Origin of the sequence: Paenibacillus cellulosilyticus (genome assembly GCF_003182255.1) — a bacterium.
Lineage (GTDB): Bacteria > Bacillota > Bacilli > Paenibacillales > Paenibacillaceae > Paenibacillus_T > Paenibacillus_T cellulosilyticus.
The window spans coordinates 110,075-121,836 of sequence record NZ_QGTQ01000006.1 but is presented as its reverse complement, the minus strand read 5'-3'; the positions used below and the strand labels follow the sequence as shown (position 1 = coordinate 121,836).

The 11,762-nt window shown below is 52.1% G+C and carries 5 protein-coding genes; 2 read left to right on the top strand and 3 right to left on the bottom strand.

Annotated elements, in window-relative coordinates; all coding sequences use genetic code 11:
- The first annotated feature begins 3 nt into the window (after positions 1–3).
- Complete coding sequence (locus DFQ01_RS10960) at positions 4–1,251, top strand: VWA domain-containing protein (RefSeq protein ID WP_110043942.1); 1,248 nt, start codon at positions 4–6, stop codon at positions 1,249–1,251.
- A gap of 52 nt (positions 1,252–1,303) precedes the next feature.
- Positions 1,304–2,047 carry a hypothetical protein gene (locus DFQ01_RS10955; protein ID WP_245946623.1) on the top strand — a complete coding sequence of 248 codons (744 nt, stop codon included), beginning with the start codon at positions 1,304–1,306 and terminating at the stop codon, positions 2,045–2,047.
- Between the two features lie 72 nt (positions 2,048–2,119).
- On the opposite strand, the gene DFQ01_RS10950 is transcribed toward DFQ01_RS10955, so the two are convergent.
- The 3 genes from DFQ01_RS10950 to DFQ01_RS10940 all read right to left on the bottom strand — a co-directional run bounded on the left by DFQ01_RS10950 (position 2,120) and on the right by DFQ01_RS10940 (position 11,651).
- Positions 2,120–3,019, bottom strand: a complete 900-nt coding sequence (locus tag DFQ01_RS10950; RefSeq protein WP_110043941.1) for a polysaccharide deacetylase family protein — start codon at positions 3,017–3,019, stop codon at positions 2,120–2,122.
- A 203-nt stretch (positions 3,020–3,222) separates the two neighbouring features.
- Positions 3,223–4,950 (bottom strand): DUF11 domain-containing protein, encoded by a 1,728-nt coding sequence (locus tag DFQ01_RS10945; RefSeq protein ID WP_110043940.1) that lies wholly within the window; start codon positions 4,948–4,950, stop codon positions 3,223–3,225.
- Entirely contained in the window at positions 4,947–11,651 is a 6,705-nt protein-coding gene (locus DFQ01_RS10940) for a DUF7507 domain-containing protein (protein ID WP_110043939.1), read from the bottom strand. Before DFQ01_RS10940 ends, DFQ01_RS10945 begins: the two co-directional genes overlap by 4 nt.
- Between the last annotated feature and the right edge of the window lie 111 nt (positions 11,652–11,762).

The following is an 11,762-nucleotide window of genomic DNA, read 5'->3' as shown; positions in this document are numbered from 1 at the left end:
CCTATGACGATACCTGATCAAGGACAAATGAAACGGTGGCGGCTCATTCTTGGCGCGGCATCGGAGGAATCGCTTAAAGCTGCTATAGGCGGTTCAGCCTCTGGCGGCCAGCTGCTGGATGAGGATTCTCTCTTGATGGATGAGGCACTCGCAGCCATCTATGATGGCGCTTCAGGTGACACAGGAGGTACGAGCGCTGGAACGGGCGTTCAAGGGGCAGGTGGGCAGTCTCGAACAGCTGGACTCGGTTCTTCGTCTCCGAAGCTGGCGAAGTGGCTCGGCGATGTGCGCACGTTTTTCCCGCCGGATATCGTATCGGTCATTCAATCCGATGCGGTCCAGCGCAAAGGGTTGACGCAGCTGTTGTTCGAGCCGGAGCTTCTGTCACAAGTTAAGCCGGATATTGGGATGGTGGCGACGTTGATGTCGCTGCGTGGGCATATTCCAGAGCGGACGAAGGAAACGGCGCGCAAACTCGTTCATGAAGTCGTCGATGAGATTGTGAAGCGGCTCGCTCAAGATTTGACGCGTGCGGTTACAGGTGCACTCAATAGAAGGCAGCATACGCCGCTGCCATCGATGACGGGACTCGATTGGTCAACGACGATCCGTCGAAACTTGAAGCATTACGATACGGAGCGGCAGTTGCTTATTCCAGAGAAGGTGTTCTTCTTCGATCGCGCTCGTAAGAGCAAGGAATGGACGGTCATTCTCGATATTGACCAGAGCGGTTCGATGGCGAATTCCGTCATTTATGCTTCGATCGTCGGTTCGATCTTCGCGAGCATGCCTTCGCTGGATACGCGGGTGGTCGCTTTTGACACGGCAGTCGTTGACCTTACGGAGCAGTGTGCGAACGATCCCGTTGATATGCTGTTCGGCATCCAGCTTGGCGGCGGCACGGACATCAATCAGTCGATTCAATACTGCGAGCCATTCATTGCAGAGCCGAAGAAAACGATGTTTATCCTCGTCTCTGACTTGTATGAAGGCGGCAATCGGACGGAGATGATCCGTAGGCTCAAGGAGATGCATGAGGCTGGCGTCAAAGTGATCTGCTTGCTGGCGCTCGCGGATGACGGGATACCGTCTTACGATGAAGATGTGGCGCGAAAGCTGGCATCGTTTGGCATCCCATGCTTCGGCTGCTCGCCCGACAAACTGCCTGAGTTGATTGAGGGCGCTTTGAAAGGGATGGATTTGCAGACTCTTGCAGCCCGAACCGGTAAGGGTGGCAAAGCAAAGGAATAACAGTGAAACATTGGCGTCTGCCGGTTCGTCTAATGCTTGAGGTGAGTATTTCGTGATACGTAATCAACGCATGCGGAGAATATTGGGCATTACAGCGCTAGTACTTGCGCTCGTTATGACTTCATTAGGCTGCAGCTCATTATCCAAGGCTAAGTTAGGATCGTCTGGAAATTGCAATGCAGAGATTGAATGGGTCGATTTCTTGATGATCAACGACATCGATTACAATCGGAACGTTGACGAGGACGAGAAGATAACGCCCGATCAGATCGGAGACAAGGTCGGCGAAGTTACTTATACTGCCAGCGGCCACGCATGTACGGACTATCGTATGAACAACGGAGATGCGGCCTTTCTCCCGATTGGTACACCGATCTATGCCATGAAAGGGTATCGCTCGTCGTTCCGAGTGATCGCCGATAACAAGCTCTATCAAGCAAGAACGAATCCGAACGCAAGGTCGATGGCCGAACTGCTGGATATCGAGGGGAAAGTAACGAAGATCGGCCTGGACAGCGGGTATGACGGCAGTGCGATCGGCGATTTCACGCCAGAGGCCTCCGAGCAATTCGTTCAGCTGCTGCTGCCGCTTGCTTACGTCGGCAATGATGAGACGTACAAGAAGAGCGTGAATGAATCCGGTGTTTTCCTCCGCGTTTATCTAAAGGACGGAACATCGTTCCGAATGGTGTTCTACCCGAATGCGAATGCCATTGGCGGAGCCTTTGGGACAGAGCCTTTGAAGACGCTCATCATGGCAGAGCGGCAGCGGATTAAATCGGCAGCGGGGTTGTAGACTGCTGAGAATATCTTGCAACGAAGAATAGACTCCTGTGATCCATAAGGTCACAGGAGTCTTTTTGCTGTGCTAGAGGCTTCTCTGCAAATCCCGAATGTCTCGCCAAGCTGTAAGCTTAATTCCTTCGCTGCGCAGCAGCTGTCGAACGTCATCATCTTGCATGAGTTGGTGCTCGAATTCCCGCTCCTTGCTGCAGTCCGTTACGGTTCGGAGGGAGTCCGTTGCAAGTGAAGGATGTACGGTAAGCTGCGTGATGCCTGGCTTCACCATACGAATCATCTCTACCAGCTGCAGCTTCATACGGCGGTAGTCAGCCTCGGGCTGGAAGCAATAGGGGAGCGCAATCATATCATCGATGGTCAGAATGCCCCGTTCTTGTGCGGCTAATAGTCTTGTCCGAAATAACCGAAGCTGTTGTGCAGAGAAGAAGGGCTGTTCAACAATTCGACGTGGCAGGTTGAAGGGAAGCTGATACTTGACGCAAAGCTCGAACACGATCTCTAGAAAATCCCGCCCCGTATGCAGCCCCAATACGCTGCCCGCATGACTGTCGAGGTGGGTAATTTCTATACCTTTTGCTAGCGCCTCTACAATTTGAGCCTCTAGTTCGACACGGACATCGTCCAGTTCAGCATGCCGTTCGAGCTGCGTACAGTTGGTGTGAAACGTACCATCGGGCTGCGTTAAGCTGTGCAGCGGCTTTTCGCGATGGACAGGCGCATATGACTGTTTAGCGTCGCTCGTTAACGTCAGATGAATGCCGACTTGGTGATGGCCATGAAGTATACTTCTACTTATTGCATCCGAAGACGAAGGGCAAGGCATCATGAGCGATGTCGAAGTAGCAGCCCTTTTTTCTAATAAATGAATGATCGCTTCATTCGTCCCCTGCGTAAGGCCAAAATCATCCGCGTTTATGATGAGAAGACGGTCATCAGAACGGTATCCTAGTTGTTGAAGTTGAAGCAATTCACAACCTCCTAAAACTGCTCATCCAGTCATTTATCCATGGCATACCTCTCATGTCTGCCATTTTCGTCAATACCGACTATGCCACTCTTACTTATTGTGCAGGCCTTTGACCAAATGTCAATAAAATCCACAACGAATAACCCCTTCGCAATTCTCCGGCATTCACCGCAGTTACGAAGGGGGTTATCGACGTATGCGCGCTATTCATACAAGTGATCGATGTGCACAATAAGCACATTGGATTGAACACCGCCGGTGTACCATTCATCTTGGAACTGCGAACGATATCGGGCGATATAACTGGTTGGTACATAGGTTATCGACGCTGGAGCTTCGGGATCTTGTACCTCCCAATCATCCACGTCATCGGCGTCATGGAGATGAGCCGGCACATAGACGGAGTAACTGACTCGAACGGAGCTGCCAGGCGGGAGTGACCCGAGCTCCAAACCATTCTCAACTGTGAATGCACCTGCCGGCACATCATTGATTCGAACATCACGAACCTGAAAACCTGGCGGGTATGGTGTACGGAATAGCGTGACCGATGCTGCCCAATTCCCTGTATTCGTGATCAGCACATTGAAAAATACCGATTCGTTTCGTTCATACTCCAATGGATGCACGGATGCTTGGATCGCGATAGTCGGGGCGTAAATGTACGCCACAACCGCGTTTGACTGGATATTGTCGGCTACAACTCGCGTGTCCTTCAATCGGTACGTATAGATGACACGTGCCTGAGCTGTAATTTCCTTCGCTTGGGTTGTCGATTGATTCACAACGGCTTGGTACGTAATCGTCGATTGTGTACCTGCACGAATCGTACCAATGGAGAGGCCGCTTGTCGGAGAGACACCGATCCGTGGAATGCCGTCGACAAGCAAGCTGTTTGGGACATAGGTGGTGCCTGGTGGGATGAGATCGTACACAGTCGCATCAACGGCGAAGCTGTTCTCATTTGATACGGTAAGCCGGTACGTAATAGGTGAGCCAAGCGTTACTTGATTCCGATCCTCTGATAACTGAATGTCAAGCGTTGGTGTGATGATCAGGACATCAATAGGGTTCGTTGGCGTACGATAAAGCTTACCGTTTACAACGTATTCCACAACGGCTTGGAACACGTCTAGAGGAGATGCGCGACGATGATCCAGCCGAACGCCGACCTTCACGCTGGAAGAGGCGCCTGGTTCGAGCATGCCGACGGGAATCCCTTGATACGGGTCTACCCACGGAACGAGTATACCGTTGGTAACGACACTTCCCTGCATGAAAGAGAAGCCTTCCGGTAACGGAATGACGACTGCCAATTGTTCGAGCAGCATCAGGCCTGCATTCGTTATGATGATTTCGTAATATAAAATGTCGCCGACAAACGTAACGTTCGAGCTCATCTGTCCGTGCGCATTCAGCTGAAAGGCTGTAACCGGGGTCGATACGAGATTCGACATGATCGTATCGGACACTGTACGGCCATCCTGTGTTGTGAAGCTGTATGCGATGATCGCCTGATTCACGAAAGTAAAGGATTGCGGCAGCGCGATAACAATCGCTTGAAATACAATTTCTTTTGCGCTTCCGACAGCCGCGGTGCCAATCGTAATACCAGCAGCAGGAGACGCGCCAGGCAGCGGCGCGCCGTTCATAAGGACACTGTTCGGTATGAAAGCCAGCCCTTCAGGCAGCGTATCGAAGACAACAACTTGCGCATCAAGGTTTCCGGTATTCGTAATGGTGAGCATATAGGTGACCGACTGACCAAGCACAAGCTGGTCGGGTGCTGCACGTTTGACAGCCGAGAGAACCGGACCTACGAGTGGCGTCCGAACAATATTCGAATACGACACCATTTCAAGCGCACCGCTGCTGAACCGGACATGCGTCTGGTTCAGCAGCATATTGTCGCGTGCGCCCCCGGGCGTCATATCGTAACCACCAGCACTTGGAAGGTTACGGTTGAGGTTGCACCTGCAGCAATAGTGCCAACGATGATACCGGTGTTCGGATTGCTGCCCGGACTTGGTGTACCGTTCACCGTAACACTGTTGCTGACGAATACCGTTCCCGTCGGCACAGGGTCAATTAACACGACGCTATTGACCGGGCTAATGCCGTTATTCGTTACAAGAATCGTATACGTTATCGTATCGCCAACGACGGCATCGACGGCATTCGTGCTCTTAACGACGGATACATCCGGTGATGAAACCGGGATGGAGACGGTGTTCGATGCGACACTTCCCGTTAATACACGGCTGTCCGGTGCGGTATACGTATAGCTGCCTGTTGCCTGATTGACGAGATGCTGTGAAGGTGGAAGCGTCTGAATGACAATCTCATACGACACGGATACCACAACCGTCTGGCCTGGATTAACCGTACCGATCGAGAAACCAGCCGCAGGATTCGCTCCCGGCTGCGGTACACCATTGACGAGCACGCTGTTCGGGATGAATGCTCCGCCTTGCGGAATCGGATCGGTGATGGTCATGTTTGCTGGCAAGTTACCGGTATTGGTAACGTGCAGCTCGTATGTGATGGTGTCGCCGACTGTTGCATTTGTAGAGCTTCCTGTCTTCACGATCGAAAGAATAGGCTGGTAAACCGACACAACGACCGTATTGGAAGCTGCGGTGCCGGAGAAAGCGCCCGATGTAAAGCTTACGCTCGCTTGGTTGCTGTATGTTGCTGGGGTCGGCAAGCTCGAAGCCGTTAGATTGAAGGCGACATTCACGGTCTGACCTGGCGTGATTGTATTGATTGCAACCCCTGCATTCGGAGCAGCGCCAGGACGAGGCGCACCATCTACCGTTACGCTGTTTGTTACGAATGTGGAGCCGGTTGGAATGGCATCAACGATTACGACGTTGTTGATCGGCTCGATTCCACTGTTCGTTACCGCAATATTGTAGGAGATCGTATCGCCAACTACAGCTGTCGGTACATTTGACGTCTTCACAACACCAACATTTGGTGCGGATACTGGGATGACGAGCGTATTGGAGTTGAGTGATCCGCCAAGCGTACGACCATCCGGCAGTGTGTAGCTGTAGGTAGCTGATGCTTGGTTGCTCAATTGCTGACCAACCGGAAGCGATACGATGACAACCGAGAACGATACGGTCGAGCTAGTCGTGACGTTACCAAGAGGGATACCCGTCGATGGATCAACACCTGGCACAGGCTGACTGTTCACAATAACGCTATTCGCTACGAATGCAGTTCCTGCAGGGATCGTATCGGTCAGCGTCACATCGGCACCATAGTTGCCGGCATTCGTGACAACGACCGTATAAGTGACAGTATCGCCAACGGTTGCATTCGTGGTGCTTCCTGTTTTCACCGCGCTAAGAATAGGCTGATAGACCGATGTAGTCGTCGTATTGGAGAATGTAACACCTGAGAATGCGCCAGATGTAAAAGTAACGGACGCTTGGTTGCTAAGCTGTGCCGGAGCTGGCAGTGAAGTTACGGTTACATTGAATGCGACAGTGATCGTCGTGCCAGGCGTGATGTTTCCAATAATGACGCCGGTTGCTGGGTTGGCGCCTACCCGCGGCGTACCATCAACGGTAAGCGAGTTCGTGACGAACGTGGAGCCTTGCGGAATCGGGTCCGTGAATAAAACGTTCGTAATGGATGCGATCCCGGTATTCGTAATCGTCGTCGTATACGTTACCGTATCACCGATCGATACTGAGGTAGATGGCGTGCTTTTGACCACTGCTGCATTCGGTGCGGATACAGGAAAAGTAACGGTGTTCGATACGGATGACTGGTTAAAGGTTCGGCCATCCGGAAGCGTGTACGAATAGGCGCCTGTACCTTGGTTCGATATCTGTTGAGGAGTCGGCAATGAGTCAATGACGACGGAGAACATCACATAGACCGTTGCTCCGGCATCAACGGATCCCACAGGAATACCTGTGACAGGATCTGTACCTGGAAGCGGCGTACTGCCAAGCAATACGCTGTTCGGGACGAAGGATGTGCCGACCGGGATATTGTCTGTTAAGGTTACGGTTGCTGCGTAGTTACCGCTGTTCGTTATCGCAAGCGTGTAGGTGATCGTTTGGCCAACAGATGCATGGCTCGTGCTTGAAGATTTCACAACCGCGACGACAGGCTGATAGACAGGGGTAGAGACCGTATTGGAGAAAGTAAGACCTGAGAATGCACCTGATGTAAATGTAACGCTCGCAGTATTGTTCAGCGATGCAGGCGTTGGCACTGCGTTTACGGAATTGCTGAATGTAACGGTCACAGATCCGCCCGCTGGAATGGAGCCAAGCAGAATGCCGGAAGTCGGATTCGCGCCTGGTGATGGCGAACCGTTAATCGTAACGGTGTTTGGTATAAATGATGAGCCAGCAGGAGCGGGATCCGTAAAGATGACGCTGTTGATTGTCTCGATCCCGCTGTTCGACACGACTGCCGTGTAGACGATCGTATCGCCGATCGTGACAGCGGTAGAAGCCGTACCGAGAGCAAGGCCGACGTTTGGTGCGGATACGGGGAAGCTGACGGTGTTCGATGTAGCAGAGCCAGTCAGCGTGCGTCCATCCGGCGGAGTGAACGTATAGGAGGCAGATCCTGTATTAGACAGCACCTGTGGTGATGGCAAAGAGGCGACGGTTACGCTGAAGGTAACAGTGGTTGAGCCACTAGGCGCTACCGATCCAATATTAATGCCGGTGACAGGCGATAAACCTGGCATTGGGAAGCCATTCACAATAACGCTGTTGTCGTTAAAAGTCGTACCATTCGGGATCGTATCGGTCACAGTGACGGAAGCTGCGACATTACCGTTGTTGGATACATTCAGCGTATAGACGATGGTATCGCCTAAGGTGGCATTGCTTGTGCTTGCACTTTTGACCACTGCTATCTGAGGCTGCGTTACAGGTGTAGTCGTCGTGTTGGATGCGGACGTAGCAGAGAAGCTGCCAGATGTAAAGCTCGCAGTCGATTGGTTCACAATCTGCGTTGGAATGGCCATCGTAATCGTCACCTCGAATGTAACGGTAACCGAAGCGCCTGGTGCCAAGGTACCGAGTGATATGCCGGAATCCGGAGAGGCGTCCGGCCGTGTTACGCCTTGCACTTTCACGCTGCCAGGTACGAATACAGCATTGCTCTGAAGCGGATCGCGCAGCACGATATTGTTGACATTGGCAATACCGTTGTTGGTAAGTACGGAAGTAAAGAGGAGCGTATCTCCGACAACAGCGTCGATCTGGCCGACGCTTTTGACAAGAGCAACATTCGGCAGGGCAACGTTGACGGTTACGGGATTCGAACTGGCTGAACGATTAACGACTCTACCATTCGACAGGGCGAAATTGTATGCAGCAGTTGCCTGATTCACGAGCTGTCTGCTCGCCGGGAACGAGACGATATTAACGACATAACCGACAGTTGCAGATGCTCCCGCAGCTAGAACTCCAACTGGAATACCGGTTACAGGACTGACACCCGGTGTTGGCGTACCATTGATCAATACGCTGTTGTCGACGAAAGAAGCACCAGCCGGCACCTGATCTGTCAATGTGATAGTAGCAGCTGTATTTCCTGTATTCGTTAGGGTGAAGGAATAGGAGAACGTATCGCCAACGGTTGCATTCGTTGTACTTGCACTCTTTGCAACGGAAACAACGGCTTCGGATACAGAGGTAACGACCGTATTCGAGATGGATGTACTGTTGAAGGCGCCTGACGTAAACCCTACGCTAGCTGCATTGCTAAGAGAACCAGAAGCGGGCAGGGACGTTACCCGAATCTGGAAGGAAACCGGGATTGTTGTTGAAGCGTTAATCGTTCCTAGATTAATCCCAGCATTCGGATTCGCTTGCGGAGAAGATGACTCGTTCACGACAACACTGCCCGTGACGAAAGCTGCACCAGCAGGCACAGGGTCAGACAGAACGACATTAGTAACCGGTGAGATCCCATTATTTGTGACGAGCAGCGTATATGTCAGCACATCCTGTACAGCTGCTGCAGTAGCATTGACGCTCTTCGTAATCGTGACATTCGGGTTGGATGCCGTAATCGTCACGGTATTAGAGGAGCTTCCGCCGATCAAACCTCTGCCGCTTGGGAGTGTGTAGGTGTAGCTGGATTGGGCTAAATCGACCAGAGTTGGTGGTGAAGGCAGCGTGTTTAGCAGCGTCTGGAACGTAACGGTTGTTTGTGCAGTTGGCGCTAGACTTCCGATTGCGATTCCGGTCATCGGCGATGAAGAAGTACTTGCAACGCCATTAATCGTGACGGATCCCGGGATGAAGCTTGATCCAGAAGGGATATTATCGGTTAATGTGACGACTGCGGCAATGTTGCCGGTGTTGCGAGCTGCAATTGTATAGGTGATCGTGTCACCGACAGTTGCAGCTGAAGTATTCGCGGACTTGGTTAGCGCAATGACCGGCTGATAGACAGGCGTTGTTGTATTGTTCGAAGCGGTTGTACCCGTGAATGTACCGACAGAATAGGAAACCTTGGATTGGTTGATCAGCTGCGCACTCGCAGGCAGTGAAGTTACCTGTGCTTGCAGGGTGACGGGGATCGAACCACCAACAGCAATCGTTCCTATGCTGATGCCTGTAGCGGGATTCGCAGTTGAATGGGGGGTTCCGCCTATCGTGACGCTGCCTGTTGCGAACGTTGATCCGTTAGGCAAAATATCAGTCAAGGTTACATTAGTGACTGCTTCTGTCCCATTGTTCGTAATGACCGTCGTATACGTCAGCGTCTCGCCAACGGCTGCATCGGTTACACTTACAGATTTCGTAGCAGTAACGTTCGGCAGCGATACTGGCAGCGTTAGCGTATTCGAAGCGGCAATGCCAGATAACGTACGTCCATCTGGCGGCGAATACGTATAAGTCGCGGTCCCTTGATCGACGAACTGTGGTGGTGTGGGGAGTGAATTTACCTGTACATCAAAAGTAACGGTTGAAGTTGCGTTAACAGCAACGGAACCTATTGCAACGCCAACAGCCGGATTGGCACCTGCAATGACATTGCCATTGACACGGAATGTCCCGGAGATGAAGGTGCTTCCAGTCGGTATATTATCAGTCAGCGTCACGGCTGCCGCGATACTGCCTGTATTCGAGACCAGCAGCGTGTATGTAACGGTACTCCCGACCGTAGCGGTCGTACGATTCGAACTCTTCGTAATGCCGATAATTGGTGCATATACCGGTGTGCTGACTGTATTGGACGGAATGACACCTGTAATCGTATTCCCTCCAGCAACGCTTTGGAAAGTAAAGGCTGCATTCGCTGTGTTGGGCAGTACGAAGCCGCTAGGTATAGAAGCGACCTTTGCCTGGTAAGTGACGACGATTGAGCTGCTGAGATTGAGCTGACCTAACGGAGCGCCGGCGGTAATGCTGTAAGTGGGTCTGGAGACACCAGCTACGACCACGCTACCGGTGACGAATGTTAAACCGCTGGGAAGCGCATCCGTCAGGACGACACTCGCAGCATTCGCTGTTCCGGTGTTACTAACCGTGACGGTATACGTAATCGTATCGCCAACGACTGCACCCGTAACATTCGCGCTTTTGGTCACATTAATGGTTGGCGAATTGATATTGATCTGAATGGCATTCGCGTTGACGACATATGCATCGCCGGATGTCGTCAGAATGAGTACGGCAGATGACTGATTGTTGACGAGACGGGCGGATACATCAACGTTCGTAATGTCCCAGCCCTGCCGGCCGCCAATGATGTTCGAGCCAGGTGCACCATTTGTTTGGTTTCGAGTACCGAAGGTTCCGGTAGTGTTCAGGTTGCCAGCGTCGTTATTAATTTGCGATGCGAAGAAGTTGTTCGCAAAGTTGTTGGGACCGGACAGCGCGACAGCTGTGCCGGACGTTGGACCGAACTGTGCCTGATCACCTGTGCGATTCGCATCACCTTCTTGGGCGCTGAACAGCGCCCGGCCACCAAGCGTACCTGAAATCGGCGTCGCGAATCCGGTAATGGTAGTCGACACCGGATCCGAGGATGCTTGCACAAGTACTGCACCTGCACGAAGCGACATGTTACGGAAGGGCAGGCTTGGATTGTTATAAATGACACCTAGTGTCCATCCCGCATGGTTCGCCGTCGAATCGCCTGTAATGACAATCGTACCAACGACGTTGCCCGTCGAATACGTACCGGCACCACCCTGCGTAATGAGAGAGGTAACATTTTGTGATCGCGTATAGGCGAATGCACCGTTGCCTAGATTCACTTGGTTACTCGTGGCTGAGTCCGGCGATACGCTGAAAGTTCCTGCTGGCGTGATGAACGTAACCGCATTGTTGATGAAGGCACTTAGGTCCACGCTTCCGTTAATGTAGGAGCCGCCCCAGATCAATTCCGCATAGAGGATCGTGCTGCCCGTTGGAAGCGTCAGAATAGCAGCGGAGCTATTACTCGCGTATGCGCTTGTCGTTCCAGCAGGATAAGTCCCGTACACAGAAGATGTATTCGTAGTTATAAATGCTCCTATGCTATCCTCCGTGCCCGGCACGCCAGCTGTTCCCGAACGACTCAGACCGAGTGTGTTGCCCGTAAACGTAATTGCGCCGGTTGCATTGAATGTTGCTCGTGTAATAAGCGGCATATGGCCTCACCCCTAGATGGGCATGAATCTGTCCATGAAGGCAGACACAGCAATTGATGGTATGGTTATCTACCGTTTCATCTTATGAGCGGTGTTATCAATTTATTTGCT

Bases quoted from the DNA above. Each gene is read 5' to 3' on its own strand.
- DFQ01_RS10945 (WP_110043940.1), bottom strand. From the start codon at position 4,950: ATGACGCCCGGGGGCGCACGCGACAATATGCTGCTGAACCAGACGCAT.
- DFQ01_RS10960 (WP_110043942.1), top strand. From the start codon at position 4: ATGACGATACCTGATCAAGGACAAATGAAACGGTGGCGGCTCATTCTT.
- DFQ01_RS10940 (WP_110043939.1), bottom strand. From the start codon at position 11,651: ATGCCGCTTATTACACGAGCAACATTCAATGCAACCGGCGCAATTACG.